This is a genomic window from Nostoc sp. NMS9 (assembly GCF_017114995.1).
Lineage (GTDB): Bacteria > Cyanobacteriota > Cyanobacteriia > Cyanobacteriales > Nostocaceae > Nostoc.
This window is the reverse complement of sequence record NZ_JABXKL010000050.1, coordinates 100535-117682: the sequence shown is the minus strand read 5'-3', so window position 1 is coordinate 117682 and position 17148 is coordinate 100535. Positions and strand designations below refer to the sequence as shown.

At 41.9% G+C, this 17148-nt stretch carries 20 protein-coding genes and 1 pseudogene; 14 read left to right on the top strand and 7 right to left on the bottom strand.

Annotation, left to right across the window (positions count from 1 at the left end; translation table 11 throughout):
* Positions 1-196 precede the first annotated feature (196 nt).
* Positions 197-616 (top strand): annotated as a pseudogene (locus tag HWQ40_RS16065) (element excision factor XisH family protein).
* Positions 604-939 (top strand): XisI protein, encoded by a 336-nt coding sequence (locus tag HWQ40_RS16060; RefSeq protein ID WP_292779475.1) that lies wholly within the window; start codon positions 604-606, stop codon positions 937-939. Before HWQ40_RS16065 ends, HWQ40_RS16060 begins: the two are co-directional and overlap by 13 nt.
* An 80-nt stretch (positions 940-1019) precedes the next feature.
* Here the strand turns inward: HWQ40_RS16060 and HWQ40_RS16055 are convergent, their stop codons facing one another.
* Positions 1020-1388 (bottom strand): clan AA aspartic protease, encoded by a 369-nt coding sequence (locus tag HWQ40_RS16055; RefSeq protein ID WP_292779472.1) that lies wholly within the window; start codon positions 1386-1388, stop codon positions 1020-1022.
* A complete protein-coding gene (locus HWQ40_RS16050) occupies positions 1385-1660 on the bottom strand; it encodes a hypothetical protein (protein ID WP_292779469.1) in 276 nt (91 codons plus the stop codon). Before HWQ40_RS16050 ends, HWQ40_RS16055 begins: the two co-directional genes overlap by 4 nt.
* Before the next feature lie 191 nt (positions 1661-1851).
* Here HWQ40_RS16050 and HWQ40_RS16045 point away from each other — a divergent pair, with 191 nt between their 5' ends.
* Both HWQ40_RS16045 and HWQ40_RS16040 read left to right on the top strand, forming a co-directional pair.
* Positions 1852-2283 carry a DUF29 family protein gene (locus tag HWQ40_RS16045; protein WP_292779482.1) on the top strand — a complete coding sequence of 144 codons (432 nt, stop codon included), beginning with the start codon at positions 1852-1854 and terminating at the stop codon, positions 2281-2283.
* Positions 2284-3102, top strand: coding sequence for a TlyA family RNA methyltransferase (locus tag HWQ40_RS16040; RefSeq protein ID WP_292779467.1), 819 nt, complete (start codon positions 2284-2286; stop codon positions 3100-3102).
* Here the strand turns inward: HWQ40_RS16040 and HWQ40_RS16035 are convergent.
* Positions 3099-3359, bottom strand: a complete 261-nt coding sequence (locus HWQ40_RS16035) for a Calvin cycle protein CP12 (RefSeq protein WP_292779464.1) — start codon at positions 3357-3359, stop codon at positions 3099-3101. The two genes, HWQ40_RS16040 and HWQ40_RS16035, sit on opposite strands and share 4 nt — an antisense overlap.
* A 137-nt stretch (positions 3360-3496) precedes the next feature.
* Here HWQ40_RS16035 and HWQ40_RS16030 point away from each other — a divergent pair, with 137 nt between their 5' ends.
* Positions 3497-3643: a hypothetical protein gene (locus tag HWQ40_RS16030; protein WP_292779461.1), complete on the top strand. Its 147-nt coding sequence runs from the start codon at positions 3497-3499 to the stop codon at positions 3641-3643.
* Between the two features lie 256 nt (positions 3644-3899).
* A complete protein-coding gene (locus tag HWQ40_RS16025; RefSeq protein WP_292779459.1) occupies positions 3900-5144 on the top strand; it encodes a PEP-CTERM sorting domain-containing protein in 1245 nt (414 codons plus the stop codon).
* Positions 5145-5257: 113 nt separating this feature from the next.
* Here HWQ40_RS16025 and HWQ40_RS16020 read toward each other — a convergent pair whose 3' ends face one another.
* Positions 5258-6613, bottom strand: coding sequence for a GTP-binding protein (locus HWQ40_RS16020; RefSeq protein WP_292779457.1), 1356 nt, complete (start codon positions 6611-6613; stop codon positions 5258-5260).
* Between the two features lie 893 nt (positions 6614-7506).
* Between HWQ40_RS16020 and HWQ40_RS16015 the strand changes: the two genes are divergently transcribed.
* The 7 genes from HWQ40_RS16015 to HWQ40_RS15985 all read left to right on the top strand — a co-directional run bounded on the left by HWQ40_RS16015 (position 7507) and on the right by HWQ40_RS15985 (position 14676).
* A complete protein-coding gene (locus HWQ40_RS16015; protein WP_292779455.1) occupies positions 7507-10143 on the top strand; it encodes an EAL domain-containing protein in 2637 nt (878 codons plus the stop codon).
* Positions 10144-10216: 73 nt separating this feature from the next.
* Entirely contained in the window at positions 10217-11137 is a 921-nt protein-coding gene (locus HWQ40_RS16010) for a histone deacetylase (RefSeq protein WP_292779453.1), read from the top strand.
* Between the two features lie 115 nt (positions 11138-11252).
* Positions 11253-11492, top strand: coding sequence for an ATP-binding protein (locus HWQ40_RS16005; protein WP_292779450.1), 240 nt, complete (start codon positions 11253-11255; stop codon positions 11490-11492).
* Between the two features lie 258 nt (positions 11493-11750).
* Positions 11751-11888 carry a hypothetical protein gene (locus tag HWQ40_RS16000; RefSeq protein WP_190240853.1) on the top strand — a complete coding sequence of 46 codons (138 nt, stop codon included), beginning with the start codon at positions 11751-11753 and terminating at the stop codon, positions 11886-11888.
* A 177-nt stretch (positions 11889-12065) separates the two neighbouring features.
* Positions 12066-12512, top strand: coding sequence for a tellurite resistance TerB family protein (locus tag HWQ40_RS15995; protein ID WP_292779446.1), 447 nt, complete (start codon positions 12066-12068; stop codon positions 12510-12512).
* 263 nt (positions 12513-12775) lie between these two features.
* Entirely contained in the window at positions 12776-14131 is a 1356-nt protein-coding gene (murF, locus tag HWQ40_RS15990) for a UDP-N-acetylmuramoyl-tripeptide--D-alanyl-D-alanine ligase (protein ID WP_292779444.1), read from the top strand.
* On the top strand, positions 14128-14676 hold the full coding sequence (locus HWQ40_RS15985; protein ID WP_292779442.1) for a GNAT family protein: 549 nt from the start codon (positions 14128-14130) through the stop codon (positions 14674-14676). The genes murF and HWQ40_RS15985 overlap by 4 nt, the downstream gene beginning before the upstream one ends.
* Before the next feature lie 35 nt (positions 14677-14711).
* On the opposite strand, the gene HWQ40_RS15980 is transcribed toward HWQ40_RS15985, so the two are convergent.
* The gene (locus tag HWQ40_RS15980; protein ID WP_292779440.1) at positions 14712-15041 is read right to left on the bottom strand and encodes a hypothetical protein; all 330 of its coding nucleotides are present in this window, start codon (positions 15039-15041) and stop codon (positions 14712-14714) included.
* Positions 15042-15246: 205 nt separating this feature from the next.
* The gene (locus HWQ40_RS15975; RefSeq protein ID WP_292779438.1) at positions 15247-15648 is read right to left on the bottom strand and encodes a fasciclin domain-containing protein; all 402 of its coding nucleotides are present in this window, start codon (positions 15646-15648) and stop codon (positions 15247-15249) included.
* A gap of 168 nt (positions 15649-15816) precedes the next feature.
* On the opposite strand from HWQ40_RS15975, the gene HWQ40_RS15970 reads away from it, so the two are divergent.
* Entirely contained in the window at positions 15817-16752 is a 936-nt protein-coding gene (locus HWQ40_RS15970) for a putative 2-dehydropantoate 2-reductase (protein WP_292779435.1), read from the top strand.
* A gap of 117 nt (positions 16753-16869) precedes the next feature.
* Here HWQ40_RS15970 and HWQ40_RS15965 read toward each other — a convergent pair whose 3' ends face one another.
* The gene (locus HWQ40_RS15965) at positions 16870-17097 is read right to left on the bottom strand and encodes a hypothetical protein (RefSeq protein ID WP_292779432.1); all 228 of its coding nucleotides are present in this window, start codon (positions 17095-17097) and stop codon (positions 16870-16872) included.
* Between the last annotated feature and the right edge of the window lie 51 nt (positions 17098-17148).

The window sequence follows — 17148 nt, the reverse complement described above, 5'->3', positions numbered from 1 at the left end:
CTTTCCTGCGTATTTTCTCCTAGTTTTGTTCAAAAATCAAATAGGAGTCCTATATGTTAGTTTTACCTAAACAAAAATTTGTTTTAATGTTTAATTATGATAAGGATGAATAGGTGATATTTTGAATTTGTGATCGCGCCTGTATAAAATAACTTTGCTAGATTAAAGCTGTGTTTTTGGAGCTATCTTTCGACTAATGTCAGCCAAAGACATCTACGATGCCGCAGTCATTAAAGCACTTGTAGCAGATGGTTGGACAATAACCAACGATCCCTTGTACCTGGCATACGGGGGTAGAGAACTTTACGTAGATATTGGAGCAGAAAGAGTTACCATTGCTGCTCAGAGAGACGATCAAAAAATAGCTGTTTAAATCAAAAGTTTTCTGAGTCCTTCTCCCGTGAATGACCTCCAGGAAGCTGTAGGACAGTATGAAGTTTATCGTAGCGTGCTTAAAGAACTACAACCAAAACGCCAACTTTATTTAGCAGTTCCCAAGCGGGTTTACGAAGGTATATTTTCTGAACGCTTTGGTCAGCTAATTCTTAATAGTATAGGAATAAACCTAATTGTCTTTGACGAGCAACTAGAAAGGATTATCAGATGGATCAGCTAGCTCGGTATCGTGAAATTATTCGTCAGTTGATATTTGACTATGCTAGTCACAAGCCTGCTAACGGTCAAATAGAGACAGAAGCAGTCATTGATTTGGAGCGAGACCACTACGAAGTGTTACACATTGGTTGGGATGGAGTGCGCCGCGTACATGGTTCGGTGGTACATATAGATATTATTAATGATAAAGTGTGGATTCAATATGATGGTACTTCCCAGCCAGTAGCAGAGGCATTATTAGAAGCGGGTATTTTGCGCAAAGATATTGTCTTGGGTTTCCATCCTGCTGAACTACGGCAATACACGGATTTTGCTGTATCTTAATTATTTTGATGTCGTGTATTCCAAAAGAACAATACATCTAAGTAGCGATCGCTAAATCGCTTATTTACTCACTTGACTGCTCATAATTTCTCAAGTTTTACAACACCGCCTTCGATTGCCTCTACCGTTAATCTGTAACCTTCCATCATTGACATACCGACAAGTGGATCTGACTCAGCTTCATCAATCGGAATGGTTAGTAATTGCTCATCCCAGACAACAATAGCTTCATACACATCAAACACGCATTCACTACCATCTCCTAGAATTGCTCGTCCTCGCCTTTTCCAGGGTAGCTCTAATGCAGCAATGAAATCTGGCGGTAAGGATAACCAACCGTTAAAACCTGTATCAACAATGGCGGTTTGCTCATGTACTTTAGCATCAGCACCACAAATACGTAGAAGGATAATTGGCTCGTAGTCAGCATTCACACTTCCAATAATCATTTTGTTTTGTGGATGCGACCAGCCCCGAACCGACGGACATAGCGAGAACCAACACGCACAAACCAGATTTGTGCATTTGGGTAGCGAGTCTCAAGACGTTTCGAGGCATTGATTTCATCAGTATCCATTTCCCAGCCACCTGTCTCAATATCGATTGCAACAATTTTGCCATAATTATCTGCTTCGACTTGTGGGCGCACTTGAGAGTCATATATCTCATCACCGCGACGAGCAAATTCGTCTTTGCTGTAACGAGGTTGTCGTAATGGCATAATAAATCTTCCGTAGTCTTAGACCACTGGTTAGGAAAAAAAACTCCTCTAGCGTTTATTGTAAGCTGGACAGTTGAATGAGACTGGCTAAGGAATGCGATCGCTCATAGATTAAACCCATTAGCTTATCTTATCTGTACTAGAACCGTCATAAGCCACAATAGAAGTTGCCGATGTTTGAGGCGCTGATGATGGAAGAATTATTAACCCTGAAAGACTTACTTGTTAAGGGCGATGTTCAAGGAGCATTGATTATAGTTGAAGAATTAGAGGAAATGAGCCGAAATGACATCATTAAGACGATTCGTAGCTATGCAGTGATTTTATTGCATCTGATTAAACAACAAGCTGAAAATCGCACGACTCGCTCTTGGGAAGTCTCAATTCGGAATTCGGTTCGGGAAATTCAGCGGGAAAATAAGCGGCGCAAAGCTCGCGACTATTATCTTACGCCAGAAGAATTGTTAGAAATCTTAGCAGAAGCCTATTTAAATGCCATTGATGAGGCTTCTCTAGAAGTAGAAGAAGGTCGTTATGAAGCCCAAGAATTAGAAAAGCTGGTTAACCAAGAAGAAATGATTAATCGCGCTTTGGTTTTAATCTTACCAGGAGAGTCTAGTTAATTGGCGAAACAGCGACTCGATACACTATTAGTAGAGCTGAATTTATGTTCTTCTCGCGCCTTAGCACAACGTTTAATTCAGGCGGGGGAAGTTACTGTTAATCAGCAGTTAGTTGATAAACCTGGTACTGAAGTTGATATTTCGGCTCAAATAAATATTAAAGAGCGATCGCCTTTTGTTTCTAGAGGCGGTGAAAAACTCTCCAAAGCTTTGTCAGTATTTGCCATTCCCGTAGCAGAGCGCATTTGTTTAGATGGTGGGATTTCTACTGGTGGTTTTACTGATTGTCTCTTGCAAGCTGGAGCAAAACAAGTCTACGGTATTGATGTCGGTTACGGGCAAGTTGACTGGCGATTGCGAAATGATTCGCGGGTGATTTTGCGGGAACGCACCAATTTACGACAACTACGACCAGATGAGTTATATGGCGAAGATGACGCGATTCCTGATTTGGCGGTAGTTGATGTATCGTTTATTTCTTTAACTAAGATTCTGCCTGCTTTATGGCAACTAACTCAAGCTAACCGAGAAGCTGTGTTGTTAGTCAAGCCACAGTTTGAAGTTGGTAGATCCCGTGTGGGTAAAAAAGGTGTTGTGCGCGATCCAAACGACCAAGCTGATGCCATTTTCCAGGTGTTGCAAGGTGCCCACGAATTAGGGTGGAAATACAAAGGCTTAACTTGGTCGCCGATCACTGGCCCTGCTGGGAATATCGAATATCTTTTGTGGTTGGGAATGGAAAGTGAAACACCACCACTTGATTTAGAGGCAATTAAGCAAATAACGCAATCAGCAACAACTGATTTACGGAAGAGTTAAACGTCGTAGATTAGACATTCTACAGAATCTGGATGGCGATCGCAGTAGTTTTCCAAAGAGGTTTTCTTTGATTTTGCTTGGTGTTTATGAGCTTTCTCAGCTTGCAATTCTTCCACAATGTCCCAGGCTACGGCACAACCAGCAGAATTACTGCCATCTAGCTCACAAGTTGTACGAGCATCAGTAATGGCTTCAGTAATGGCTTCTTCAAGATTTGCCGCCCCAGTAGTTTCAAATGAGTTTAGGGTAGTTGTCATGATACTTTCAGTTTTAGTTTACAGGGATAGATATTAACTATGAGCTTTCAATGACCTCACAAAGCTCACATTTCCAGTTTAGATAGGCTTCCCACAAGAGGCGGTAGTAAACACCGTCATCTTTTTAGCAAAATGGAGTGGGAATTACCCTCTTGTCATCTTTGATTCAAAAAGGTACGGAAATTCCACTAGGTGAAGTCACTAGTAAAGATGGTCATGTTCTCAATCTTGCATCCCAAATTGGGAATGTCAGTCAATTGTCAGAAGAGCTTGATAGAAGTTGATAAACACTTATAAACAGTAACAAAGGCGAAATAATTCTTGTTTATTCTCAACATTTCTGTCTGTAGTAACTCAAAACTCCCTAAAGAACTAATCATCTGTACAACTAACTACCCAATTCATCAGGTTGTACTGTCTCTAAGCAGCTACCCTTACACAAGTACCAATACAAATATTTTTTAAACAAAGTATATTTTTTGAGCGTTTAAGTAGAGCAAATACTGATAAAAAATATAAAGGTAAAGTTTTAATAACAATATGCTGAAGTATACTCTGGGCGCTACTGGTATCGGGCTGATAGCCTTAATCATGGGAGAAGTTACAGTTCCCCAACAGGCTACTGCTGCATCTTTGTACTCTATTACCGATCTTGGTTCTTTAAACCCTACTGCTACTGGCTTTGATGCTTTTAGTGCAGCATACGGCATTAACAATGCTGGTCAAGTGGTTGGTAACTCAATTGTTCCTAGTACTGATGTTTTCCGCTCTGACGCTTTTCGCACGGCTCCTAACAGTGCAATTAATCCAGCAGACGACTTAGGCACTTTAGGTGGTAACTCAAGCACTGGCTACGCAATCAATGATTTTGGTCAAGTGGTCGGTGAGTCAAAAAAGTCTGTATATGGACGTGATTATGCTTTTCTCTGGAGTGATGCTACTGGAATGCAAAATCTCGGAACCCTTGGAGGAGAATCCAGCGTCGCTTCTGCTATCAATAACTTAGGACAGGTCGTTGGCTCGGCAGAAACGAAGCAAGGAAAATTCCACGCCTTTTTCTACAGTGGGAGTGGAGTATTACAAGACCTGACCACCCTTGGGGGATCAAGCTCTGCAAGGGATATTAACGACTCAAAACAAATAGTTGGCTATTATACACAAACTCAGTCAGGACAATATCACCCTTTCCTCTACAGCAGCAGTGGAGGATTACAAGACTTAGGCACACTTGGGGGTGAGGAAGGTGTAGCTTCTGCTATCAATAACTTAGGACAGGTGGTTGGTAGGGCAGACACCGGAGCAACTTTTGAACCAGACGATCCAAAACAATGCCCTTGTAATGTTAGCCACGCCTTCCTCTACAGTGGGAGTGGAACACTACAAGACTTAGGTACACTTGGGGGGCAAAACAGCGACGCTACTGATATTAATGACTTTGGGCAGGTAGTTGGTAATGCAGGCTATATCAAAGGGTCTAATGTCACCGTTCCCTTCTTCTATAGTGACGGTAAAATGAGTAATTTAAACGACCTCATTCCTGCTAATTCGAGTTGGTTTCTGGGAAGCGCAGATGGGATCAACAACTCTGGACAAATTGTAGGTACTGGTACTATTCAAGACCCTGAACGTAATTACCCTGTTCATGCTTTTCTTTTGACACCTGTTTTGGAACCAAATTCTGTTCCCGAACCCTCAATCATATTGGGTTCATTGACGGCTAGTGCTTTTGGTATATTCTTAGGCAAAAAATCTAAGCAGCAGGGCAAAGCTAAAGGCATAATCTAGGCGCACAATTTCGGCTAGTTTATAACTGCCGTGTTAGCGAGTTTGATACGGTAGTTTTTACTTACTGGTTAATTTGAGTCAACAGAAACTTTTCGGAACACAACTTAAAAATCTCAATATTTTATACCTAACTCTTGTCGCAGACGATACATAATTGTGTTTTGGTCAACTTGAGAGAGAATCTCTTGAATGACACTGCTAGCGCCCAATTGTCCCCAAGTGCAGCCTTTTTCGAGATAGACTTGGGCGGCTTTGCCAACGGAATATGCACCATAACCGGCGATACCAGCTTGAGCGATCGCACTGCCAGCAAAAGCAGTAATATTGCTGGGATTATCACCACTGGTTATTACAGCAGTACTCTTACCTAAACCCAAAAGAAAACTACTACCTAATTCCCCCAGTAGCAAGCCACCAGAACTAAATACAATCGTTTTTAAAATTTTCCCGGCTTCATAGTTAGTCATCGGCAAACCATACAATCTAGCGAGAGTGCGAATTAAAGCTAAATCAGCAACAGTTCCGCCAAGGATATCTAAGAAGGCAATGGGATTGAGCATTACTGCCAAAGCTTTGTATTTGGTAAATTGCCAAATAATTTCTTCGGCTTCCTTTTCGCGTAAATCGATCGTTTTTTGAGCGATCGCGGCTTCTGCATCCCGTGCTTGGATCAGTGCATTTAAAGCCAGAAGCGATCGCCCTTCCCGATTGAGAATATTTAGAATTGTCTCTTTGAGTTCGTCTACTTGCGGTGCTGGTGTTTCCCATTCATAACTGACACGCCCATCGGGCCACTCAACCCGCACTTCCATTGCTGCTGGTTCCGCCGCTACCATCACAATTTCATCCGGGAGTAGAGGCTTTGCTTGGGGATTCCCAGCACCCAGTTGTTGCAAATTTTGGTAAATCACTCCCCGATCGGTATCTGGGTATAAATCTATCTTGTTAAACACTAAAATCAGGGGTTTTTGTGATTGTCGCAATTCCAGCAGTGCTTGATACTCAGTACGTGTGATATCACCAGATACGACAAACAAAATCAAATCTGCCTGATGTACTACTTCTCGTGCCATATCCGCCCGTGACTCACCCGCAATTTCGTCTAATCCGGGAGTATCAATTAACTCTACTAGTACCTTACTACCGGGCTGCCACCGCACGGAACGCGGCCATTGGGTGACACCATTTAGAGGCCCAGTTTGGAGAATTTTGTCTCCCAGTAAGGCATTTAAAACTGCTGACTTTCCCCGACTCACCAAACCAAAGACGGCAATTCTAATGACGTTTGAATCTAGCTTGTTGAGTGTGGCTCTCAAAGCTTCCAATTCTGGTTTTACCAAACCTACCAATTCTGGGTTAGATGACAACTGTCCTGACTTGCGAAGATATCCATACCAAGAAAGCGCTTGTCTGAGACTGGCGCGGGCACGATTTAAGTGAGTTTCTTGCAGATTACGATAAACCGACATAATATCAACACTTCAGCCTTCACTCTCTCTAAAATGCTCATCCAATGCTCAAAACACTTACTTTCAGCATTTAATCGGAAATAATAGGTATGAATTCGTACTCATTAACCATGCTTAACTAATGCTCACTTTTTCAACCCCATTATCAGGGGAAAGAAAAGTTAAACATACCTCTCCTATCTTATATCCCTAAGTTGTTGGACTAATACTCTATCTATATACAGGACATCAAAAGTCCTAACTTTATGAGGTCGGAGATTAAGTGTTTTATAAATCTTAAGTAAATATGTGACTAATGGATAGCTAGCTCCCAAAGAGAAAGGCTAACAACAACGTCTACATTTAGCTCAAAGGCGGATTGGCTCCGACTTTGTTCAGTTTTAGTCGGGGTTGAAATTCCCTCATCTAACTCTCTTCTGTACAAGAGGCTCTAAGCGTAGCTATGCCGCAGGCTTTACGTGACGCTATGTGTAGCTTGCTTGCCTGTAAGGGTACAATTTTGAAATTTTAATTTTGAATTCTTAATCTGGGTATCCTAAGAAAGACAAGGTTAGATGATATAGACGAAGGAACAAAGTTTATAACTTATGTATGAGTAGAAAAAAAGCTATAATTTCTACCACAAAAACTGATTGAACAATTAGTCATCTCATTCCATAAAAAGAAGAGTGCTGAGTTCAGTTAGCGCTGAGTGCAGTCAATCAATGAAGATAAAGGCTGGTCTACACCCTCATATTTTGCGATGCCTGCGGCGGGCTACGCCTACGCAAATAGTCAGAACTTTGATTGAGCAAATTTTACCATAAGTGCAGCCTGAAATTCTGGACTTATAGGAGCAGTCTTTTTTAGACTAAGACATAAATATTAATTATATGAGAATTTGAGGAACAGCCATGCGAGGAAATGAGCGGGAGAAAATACGCCATCTGTTGGTCATCCAAGACCTAGAAGGGCGGCGAACTGTCCCCTTGCGAGAGACTACTTATTCTCTAGGGCGGCATCCTGCAAACACTATTGTCTTGGCTTCCCGATCAGTATCAATGCAACATGCAATTTTATTGCGAGTAACTGTTCCAGAAACTGACCAATACGGCTTCCAGATTATTGATGGCAACTATAAGGGTAAAGGAAGTACTAATGGCTTATTTGTGAATGGTAATAAATGCTTTTCTCATAATCTTAGGCATGGAGATGTCATTGCTTTTGGCAGTAATAAAGCTCAGGCTAAATATTATGCTATTTCCAACATTTCCGAACAAGCATTTTCTGAATCTTTTAATGTTGAAGACTTATCTGGTTTCTTATCAGAGCAAGCCAGTCCTGCCAATCCTTTTCAAACCTTAGCCATTGATCCCAGCTTTGAAGCAGCTAGTGAGTCTGCTCTAGCTCGCCTGGCATCCTTTCCCGAACTCATCCCCAATCCAATTATTGAGATGGATTTCGAGGGAAGAATTACTTATCTCAATCCAGCCGCAGCTATCAAGTTTCCCAATCTTAGAGAAGTTGGGACAGAACACCCGATCTTAACGGGACTCTTAATTGGAGTTAACAATCTAGAAAACAATTCTTTTGTGCGCGAGGTGGAAGTAGATACAGAAGTTTTTGAACAATCCGTTCTTTATCTTCCTGAAAGTGATTTAATTAGAACTTTTATTATTAGGGATATTACCGAGCAAAAGCGAGCTACAGCCGAACTGCGCCAGCGCGATCGCTTGCTACAAGCAGTTGCAGAAGCTGCCAATTATTTGCTAGGAGAAATGAATTACGAAACTGGTATCGATCGAGCTCTCGCTGTACTGGGCGAAGCTGCCAAGGCAGATCGTGCCTATCTCTTTGAGAACCATCCCCATCCTGTTACAGAGGAAATAGCAGTCAGCCTAAAGTTTGAATGGACACGATCTTGTATTAAATCTACCCACCATCATTGGCAGAATCAGCCTTATCAAGCTCCTAGATTAGCCCGTTGGTACACAGTTCTCTCTAGCGGCCAGTCCATTAGCGGAATTACCCAAAAATTTCCTGCCGCCGAACAAGAATTCCTGATTCGAGATGGCATTCAATCCCTTCTCTTAGTGCCTCTTCGCTTGGATAATGATTTTTGGGGGTATCTTGGCTTGGCAGACTGTACCTTTGAGCGTCATTGGTCAAAGCACGAAGAATCTACTCTTTTGACGATGGCCGCTAGTATCATTGGTGCGCGGCAGCGTCAGCAAGTAGAAGAAAAGATTCGCTATCAAGCCCTCCATGACTTGCTGACAGGGTTGCCCAATCGTCTACTATTTGATGAGCTGCTCAGTAAAACTCTGCCCAACGCCACTCGAAATGACGAAAGTTTAGCTGTAATCTTTCTCGATCTGGATAGCTTCAAGGTCATTAATGATACTCTGGGGCACACTCTGGGAGACCAATTGTTACAAAGCGTCTCTCAAAGATTAAAAGACTCACTCAGAGGCGGAGATACTGTAGCCCGTTGGGGAGGCGATGAATTTACGATTTTACTCCCACGAGTCAATGATATTGAAGAGGTAACTTTAGTGGCGCAGAGAATCTTACAAGCCTTTGAGGATGCTTTTCATCTCCAAGGGCATGAACTTTATGTGACTGCCAGCCTCGGTATTGCCTTACTTGATAACAACAGCCCTGACGCCGAAACACTAATCCAGCACGCAGATGCCGCTTTGTACTACGCCAAGGACAAAGGGCGGAATAACTACCAATTCTACAGTGTTTCCCTGAGTGCTAAAAATCCGGAACTCCTGACTTTAGAAAAGAGCTTGCGCTATGCCTTAGAACGCAATGAATTTACACTGTACTATCAGCCTCGTGTAAACATTGCCACAGGGGAAATTACTAGTATGGAGGCTCTGTTGCGTTGGCAGCACCCAGAGATGGGATTGGTCGCCCCCAGTGTGTTCATTCCCCTGGTCGAAGAAAGTGGATTAATTGTCCCCATCGGCGAATGGACTATACAGACAGCCTGTAGCCAAAATAAAGCATGGCAAGATGCTGGATTGCCACCGATTATGATCGCTGTCAATCTTTCTTTGAAGCAGTTCCGCCAACCCAAATTGGTAGAGACTATAGCTAAGGTTTTAGAACAAACAGGTCTGGAGCCGCGCTTTTTAGAATTAGAAATTATGGAAACCACAGCGATTGAGGACTTGGGTTTTACCACAAGGGTGTTAGAGGAGCTAAAGCAGATGGGTGTTTACATCTCCATTGATGACTTTGGTACGGGTCATTCCTCACTTTCGCGCCTCCAGCTTTTGCCACTCCACAATCTGAAAATAGATAAATCTTTCATTCAATATTTGACGCAGGATGCCAAAGTAGCTCATATTATCCAGGCCATAGTTACCTTGGGACACAGCTTGGGATTAAAGTTAACAGCCGAAGGCGTAGAGAAGGAAGAAGAATTGGAATTCTTGAAATCTATCAACTGCGAGGAGGTACAGGGCTTTTTATTCTACCGCCCACTTACTGGACAGAAAGCAACAGAAATCCTCGAAAGTAAACGACCAACGATCTAGTACAAGGAAAAACTGTTTGTACCAGTGAGGATACAATAACATTCAGTGTCCTGCTGCCGACCTTTTTCGTCCTATGCTGCCAGTCATTTATTCCGACGAATTTTTAGATCACAAGACTGGAAAATACCATCCCGAAAAACCAGAACGTTTAAGTGCGATCGCAAATGCCCTAAAAGCAGCTACATTCGCAGATAAAATTAGCTGGAGATCGCCTACACCAGCATCAGAACAGCCATCACTGATGTCTTCGTTGGTTAAAGCACATAGCCCAGCCTACATCAAAAAACTGTGGCAAATCGCCTCTAGTGGCGGTGGCCCTTTGGATGGAGATACGCCAGTTTCCCCGCGCAGTTATGATGTGGCATTGTTGGCAGTCAGCGCATGGTTAGATGGAGTTGAGGTTGTGTTAGGGTCAGCTAATCCAGCTTTTGTACTAGCGCGTCCCCCAGGACACCATGCTGAAAGTGATGCAGGGATGGGCTTTTGTCTATTTTCTAATGCCGCGATCGCCGCTTTATTTGCTCTAGAACAACCTGGAATTAACCGTGTCGCCATCCTTGATTGGGATGTGCATCATGGTAATGGTACTCAGGCGATCGTTGAAACAGAAGCACGCATCGCCTATTGTTCCCTACATCAGTATCCATGCTATCCCGGTACGGGAAGATCGACAGAACGGGGTTTTCACAATAATGTATTAAATTTACCAGTACCCCCCGGTAGTGATATTGCCATATATCAGCCACTATTTGAAAAACAGGTAGTACCGTTTTTAGTTAACTTTCAAGCGGATTTACTGATTGTGAGTGCTGGTTATGATGGCAATGCCGCAGATCCTTTGGCAAGTATTAATTTGCAGCCAGAAGACTACGCTTTATTTACTGATTATTGTCTAGGGATAACTCGTAAAATTCTGTTTGGCTTAGAAGGTGGTTACGACTTTGATACTCTTTCTCAATCAGTTGTAGCGACGATTGAACGCTGTTTACTTTAAGCTTGTCTTGTTGATCCCATTTCACGAAATACCTAGTTACCAAGGTAATAGCCTAAATTCTCTGCGAAGATTTGGGAACACTGAATACTGACGCGGTTATAGCTGACATACAGTTATGAAAATTTCTCACAAACTGGTTGCAAGCTTTGTTGGTGTTTTCTTATTAACGAGTGTAGTTGGTGCAGTTGCGATCGCTGACAATGGTTGTGGAATACCTGAAACAGTGCGATCGCGCATTTTTGATCCTTTTTTCACCACGAAACCCATCGGCAAAGGTACTGGTATGGGCTTATCCATCAGCTACAAAATAGTCATAGAAAAAGATCGTGGCAAGATATGGTGTGATTCCACATAGGGCGTGTCATTAGTTGAGCAAAATCACGGTAGCAGCAAGGTAAATTGCAGCGAGAAAGTTGTTTTGCCCAATGCCCAATGCCCAATGCTCTTTTTTATAAACTTCATAGAATCTTCAGAAAGAAAAATTTTCAGCAGGGTTCTGAAACAGCTAAAGTTTTGTTAAGATGCAATTGCTAGCAGTTTCTCAGCGAAATTCACCTATCAGGGTGTGGAGAAATAAAAAGCACAAGCCGCACAAAGTTCAAAAGGTGAAGCAATGACCACCTATATTTTTTTCGATGAAGCTTTACGAATGCTGACTAACGCCTATTTGATATCAGTAGTACTGTTAATGGCAGCTTCTGGTATAGGTTTGGCGGTAATTGAGACAATAGAAAAGACAGGAGAACGCTAAGTTTACAGCTGGCAATGTAGTTCCTGCCAAAAACCTTTGGGTACAAGTGTTCGCCGTGAATAAATCCTGGGAACACTAAAGGATGAAAGTCTTATAGCGTTATACTCCTACCTGTAAATCTACCAAACATACAGGTAACAGTAACGCTATTGGGACTGTAACCAAGGAGCTACTACAATGGGTCTATTCGACGCTGTGTTGGGTACAGAAAGCCAAACCCAAGCAGCACTCAGTCCAGCGGAAGCTTTTGCTGTCATTATATTGACGGCAACGGCTTCAGACGGTTATCTTTCTGTTGAGCAAGCAAATTCTATCATTTCTGTGCTGTCTCGGATGAAACTTTTTAAAAGTTATCCTAATGAAATGATGAACAGGCTGTTTGACAAAATTTTGGGCATTCTCCAGGGTGATGGCTTTAATGCTCTGTTTAATGCAGCAAAAGATTCTCTATCTCAAGACTTGCGGGAAGCAGCCTTTGCAGTAGCCACCGATTTAGTCCTAGCTGAAGGTATTATACCTGAAGAAGAAAAAAACTTCTTAAATGATTTATATCAAGCTTTAGGGGTTTCTAGTGAGATAGCAATACAAATTGTGGAAGTAATCTTGATTAAAAATCGCGCATAAGGTGATAGAACATAACTTGTTATGCCCATTGTCCTTAGCTGATTAAACTGTATAAGTAGCTTATAAACAAAGCGTGGCACGGAAGTTAAGCTTCTTTGCCACTATTTTTTGCTGTTCTTTGATTATTTCTTTGCGATAATTCAATATCGTTTAGAGATATTGGATTACAACGTCTCTATATTGATCGTATAAATTATCTCATCTCAACAATATTATGCCATAATTCGATTTTATGATTTTAAACTTTAAATTGTAAATTGCTTATGCGTTGTTCTGCCACCCTAACCCAACTGGTTGAAGTTATTTTGGCCCATTCTGTAAACTTATCTGAAACTGCTTTAACACAAGTAACTAGCGGTATCCAAACAGATAGCCGTACCTTGAAGTCGGGTGAAATATTTGTCGCTTTCCGAGGCGATAAGTTTGATGGACATGAATTTGTGCCAACTGCGATCGCAAAGGGGGCAATAGCTGCAATTGTAGATTTTGAATACGAAAATCCGGGATTCCCTGTATTACAGGTAAAAGACACTCTCAAGGCATATCAAAAACTTGGCCAATGGTGGCGCGATCGCTTTAATATTCCTGTAATTGGTGTAACAGGTTCTGTGGGTAAAACTACAACCAAAGAATTGATCGCCGCAGTTTTAGGAACAAAGGGACGAGTTCACAAAACTTATGGAAATTACAACAACGAAATCGGTGTCCCGAAAACTCTCCTAGAACTTGGCGCCGAAAATGACTACGCTGTGATTGAAATGGCAATGCGGGGTAGAGGACAAATTGCCGAATTGACGCAAATAGCGCGGCCAACAATTGGAGTAATTACCAATGTGGGGACGGCACATATTGAGTTACTGGGTTCGGAAGAAGCGATCGCTGAGGCAAAATGTGAGTTATTAACTGAAATGCCTGCTGATGGTGTGGCAATTCTCAACCACGACAATCCCCTATTAATAGCCACAGCGGCAAAAGTTTGGCACGGAAAAGTTTTGACTTACGGCTTTTCTGGTGGGGATATTCAAGGGCAATTAATTGATAACGAGACTGTGGAAGTCGCAGGAATCCAACTACCTCTACCTTTACCAGGTCGTCATAATGCCACTAATTTCTTAGCAGCTTTAGCGGTGGCAAAGGTGTTAGGGATTGATTGGGCAACCCTCAAATCAGGTGTGATCGTGGATATGCCTACAGGGCGATCGCAGCGGTTTACTTTACCCAATGATGTGGTAATCTTAGATGAAACTTATAATGCTGCACCAGAAGCTATGATTGCAGCGTTACAATTATTGGCAGATACACCCGGAAAGCGGAAGATTGCTGTATTGGGTGCAATGAAAGAATTGGGAGAGCGATCGCAGCAGTTGCACCAGCGAGTGGGAGAAACAGTAAGAAAGTTGAATTTAGACGGCTTGTTGGTTTTGGTAGATGGACAAGATGCCGAAGCGATCGCTCTTAGTGCCGAGGGTATTCCATCGGAGTGTTTTGCAACTCATGCCGAGTTGGTGGCTAGGTTGAAGACGTTTGTGCAAACAGGCGATCGTTTATTGTTCAAAGCTGCCCATTCTGTAGGACTAGATCGGGTAGTCAGTCAGTTACGTGCAGAATTTCCCAAATGATACCACTAGAAACCGAACGTCTTATACTGCGAGACTTTGTAGAATCAGATTGGCAAGCAATTCATCAATATGCTGCTGATGCTGAAGTTGTGCGTTACTTGACTTTTGGCCCTAATACCCAAGAAGATACCAAAAACTTTTTACAAAGAGAGATTTCATTGCAAGGCGAACAACCTCGTCAGCATTTTGCCTTGGCAGTAACTTTAAAACCCCAAAAGCAATTAATTGGTATTTGTCGCATATCAGTTCAGGATGCTGGTAACAAAACAGGCTCTATTGGATACTCTTTCACTAAGGAATTTTGGGGACAAGGATATGCAACTGAAGCTGTGAAAGCAGTTGTATCACTTGGTTTTCAGGAGTTAGACTTACATCGCATCTTTGCCACTTGTCACCCAGAAAACATTGCCTCTGCACGAGTTATGCAAAAAATTGGAATGCAGCAAGAAGGATATTTGCGAGAACACCATTGGATTAAGGGAGAATGGCGAGACTCTTGGCTATATGCCATCCTTGAGCATAAATGGAGAGGCGTCTATGGATGATTTTCTGAAAATATCACCCAGAGGCCTGATAAACTTCAGTTGGAAAGACTAGGGCTGTTACTGTAGCGTCTTTGAAAAATAATTGCTGCCAAATTAATCACTAAACAGGTGATTGCTAGCCACAGCAAAATATAAGTAGGAGCCATCACTACGCCAATCAGGAACCAAGTATATACGTGCAATATCATTACAGAAGCGAAAAAGCTAGCGATTCCAGCAGATTGCCACACTTGATGCGATGGACGACGTAACGCTACCAGGCTGATCGTTAAAATTGTGACAAGCAAGTTCGCTGGTACGAGAAATGCACAAATACTTATGCAGTTGCCACGAGAGAACTCAGCTAAGGTGTTAAAATCGAGCATTAATTTTGTTGGGATAGATGTTAACTTTTTAAGAATTTAGTTTATTGTATTTAAAATGACGAAATATATATTAAGGTATGAGTGAGTAATCACATTGTAAATATAACATAATTTAAACTATTGAGTTGGCTTTTGATACTATCAATAGTTAGTTAATTATAAAATTTTTGGATAACTAGGGTGGAAAACACCCACCCTAGCCGAATTAACCCGGTAAAATTACCGTATCGATAACGTGTACCACACCATTATCAGCTTCGATATCTGCTGCTAAAACTGTGGCATTTTTAACTTCAAAACCATCAGAAGAATCAATTTTAATGGATGAACCTTCCACAGAATTAACCGTACCAAGTTGTGCTAAATCAGCCTGTAGCAGCTTTCCTGGAACGACATGATACTTTAAAATCCGCGTTAGCTGGGGAATGTTTTGTAACAGAGTTTGGATAGTTCCCGCTGGTAACTTGGCAAAAGCATCGTCATTTGGTGCAAAGACAGTGAATGGGCCAGGACTTTTCAATGTTTCTACTAAACCAGCAGCTTGTACAGCTGCCACCAGTGTTTTAAACGACTCAGCCGTAACTGCAATATCAACAATATCAGCCATATATCTTACCTAAATCTCTGCAAAAGATTTTAAAGGATAATAAACCTATTTTAAGTTTTATTAAACAAAATAAATTTAAAATCAGGTGTTGAATAAACTACACCTAGACGCGTACTCCCGTCAGACATCATAAGATGATGTTTCTAGGAAAATTCCGTTATAAAAGAAATGTCCGATCGCACGTATGCCATTCTGGGAACTGGAGCATTAGGTGGATTTTATGGCGCTAGACTGCAAAAAGCTGGGTTGGATGTCCACTTTTTGCTCAAGAGTGATTACGAACAGGTAAAGAAATATGGTTTAGTGGTAGAGTCCAAAGACGGTGACTTTACCCTTCCCGAAGTCCACGCCTACAACGACGTAGAAAAGACGCCACAATGCGATGTGGTGGTGGTGGCACTGAAGACGACACAAAACCATTTACTACCAAAGATCTTGCCACCTGTAGTTAAAGATAATGGGGTGGTGTTGGTATTACAGAATGGACTTGGTGTAGAAGAGGAAGTTGCTGAAATTGTTGGTAATGTAACTGTTATCGGTGGATTGTGCTTTTTATGTTCTAACAAAGTGGGGCCAGGGCATATACACCACTTAGACTATGGGCAAATTGCCTTCAGTGAATATACCCCTAATTATCAGCCTAGTGGGATAACTGAGAGGATGCAGCAAATTGCTGATGACTTTGAAAGCGCTGGTATCTCAATTGAATTAGCTGAAGATTTACTACTAGCACGTTGGAAAAAGTTGGTGTGGAATATCCCTTACAATGGGCTTTCTGTGATTCTCAATGCCAGAACAGATGAATTAATGGCGTATGAGTACACTAGCAAGTTAGTTGAACAGTTGATGTATGAAGTAGCAGCGGGGGCGAAAAGCTATGGGCGGATGATTAGCGATCGCTTCATTCAAACAATGCTCGATTATACTGTCAAAATGACACCTTACCGCCCCAGCATGAAAATTGACTATGACGAACATCGTCCCTTGGAGATAGAAGCAATTTTCGGCAACCCATTACGAAAAGCCCAAGCAGTAGGTGTGGATTTAGTGCAGATTAGCTGTTTATACCACCAGTTGAAGTTTTTAGATGCCAGGGGAAAGTGAGGGAGATGGGGGAGACAAGGGGGATGAGGGAGACAAGAAAGGCAATTAATTCTTTACTCCAAACTCCTAACTCCTAACTCCTAACTCCTAACTCCTAACTTGCCACTCCCCCAATTTTTAACGCAGGGATTCAAAAATGACTGCTATTGTAATTAAACACAACAGGATAATTCCCAGTGGAAGCAAAAACTGTTGTAAAAGGTACAGCAGTATGGGTATGATTTGTAAGATACCCAAACCACTTGATAAAACGTAAGCGATCGCAATGCCGAATAGCACCAACAAAAAATATTTTAAGGATTTAGAGGCAAAGCGAAATAAAAGCGTATCCTGATTTGCGTCCATAGTTTTACTCACGAAAGTAGCTAAATTTTGAGCAATGGATATTCTTTTTGA

What these genes read in the sequence shown, in the direction of transcription:
- HWQ40_RS16050 (WP_292779469.1), bottom strand. Translation starts at nt 1,660, where the DNA reads ATGCCATTACGACAACCTCGTTACAGCAAAGACGAATTTGCTCGTCGC.
- murF (WP_292779444.1), top strand. Translation starts at nt 12,776, where the DNA reads ATGCGTTGTTCTGCCACCCTAACCCAACTGGTTGAAGTTATTTTGGCC.
- HWQ40_RS16035 (WP_292779464.1), bottom strand. Translation starts at nt 3,359, where the DNA reads ATGACAACTACCCTAAACTCATTTGAAACTACTGGGGCGGCAAATCTT.
- HWQ40_RS16005 (WP_292779450.1), top strand. Translation starts at nt 11,253, where the DNA reads ATGAAAATTTCTCACAAACTGGTTGCAAGCTTTGTTGGTGTTTTCTTA.
- HWQ40_RS15965 (WP_292779432.1), bottom strand. Translation starts at nt 17,097, where the DNA reads ATGGACGCAAATCAGGATACGCTTTTATTTCGCTTTGCCTCTAAATCC.
- HWQ40_RS15995 (WP_292779446.1), top strand. Translation starts at nt 12,066, where the DNA reads ATGGGTCTATTCGACGCTGTGTTGGGTACAGAAAGCCAAACCCAAGCA.
- HWQ40_RS16045 (WP_292779482.1), top strand. Translation starts at nt 1,852, where the DNA reads ATGGAAGAATTATTAACCCTGAAAGACTTACTTGTTAAGGGCGATGTT.
- HWQ40_RS16020 (WP_292779457.1), bottom strand. Translation starts at nt 6,613, where the DNA reads ATGTCGGTTTATCGTAATCTGCAAGAAACTCACTTAAATCGTGCCCGC.
- HWQ40_RS15970 (WP_292779435.1), top strand. Translation starts at nt 15,817, where the DNA reads ATGTCCGATCGCACGTATGCCATTCTGGGAACTGGAGCATTAGGTGGA.
- HWQ40_RS16025 (WP_292779459.1), top strand. Translation starts at nt 3,900, where the DNA reads ATGCTGAAGTATACTCTGGGCGCTACTGGTATCGGGCTGATAGCCTTA.
- HWQ40_RS16015 (WP_292779455.1), top strand. Translation starts at nt 7,507, where the DNA reads ATGCGAGGAAATGAGCGGGAGAAAATACGCCATCTGTTGGTCATCCAA.
- HWQ40_RS16060 (WP_292779475.1), top strand. Translation starts at nt 604, where the DNA reads ATGGATCAGCTAGCTCGGTATCGTGAAATTATTCGTCAGTTGATATTT.
- HWQ40_RS15980 (WP_292779440.1), bottom strand. Translation starts at nt 15,041, where the DNA reads ATGCTCGATTTTAACACCTTAGCTGAGTTCTCTCGTGGCAACTGCATA.
- HWQ40_RS16000 (WP_190240853.1), top strand. Translation starts at nt 11,751, where the DNA reads ATGACCACCTATATTTTTTTCGATGAAGCTTTACGAATGCTGACTAAC.
- HWQ40_RS16055 (WP_292779472.1), bottom strand. Translation starts at nt 1,388, where the DNA reads ATGATTATTGGAAGTGTGAATGCTGACTACGAGCCAATTATCCTTCTA.
- HWQ40_RS15975 (WP_292779438.1), bottom strand. Translation starts at nt 15,648, where the DNA reads ATGGCTGATATTGTTGATATTGCAGTTACGGCTGAGTCGTTTAAAACA.
- HWQ40_RS16010 (WP_292779453.1), top strand. Translation starts at nt 10,217, where the DNA reads ATGCTGCCAGTCATTTATTCCGACGAATTTTTAGATCACAAGACTGGA.
- HWQ40_RS15985 (WP_292779442.1), top strand. Translation starts at nt 14,128, where the DNA reads ATGATACCACTAGAAACCGAACGTCTTATACTGCGAGACTTTGTAGAA.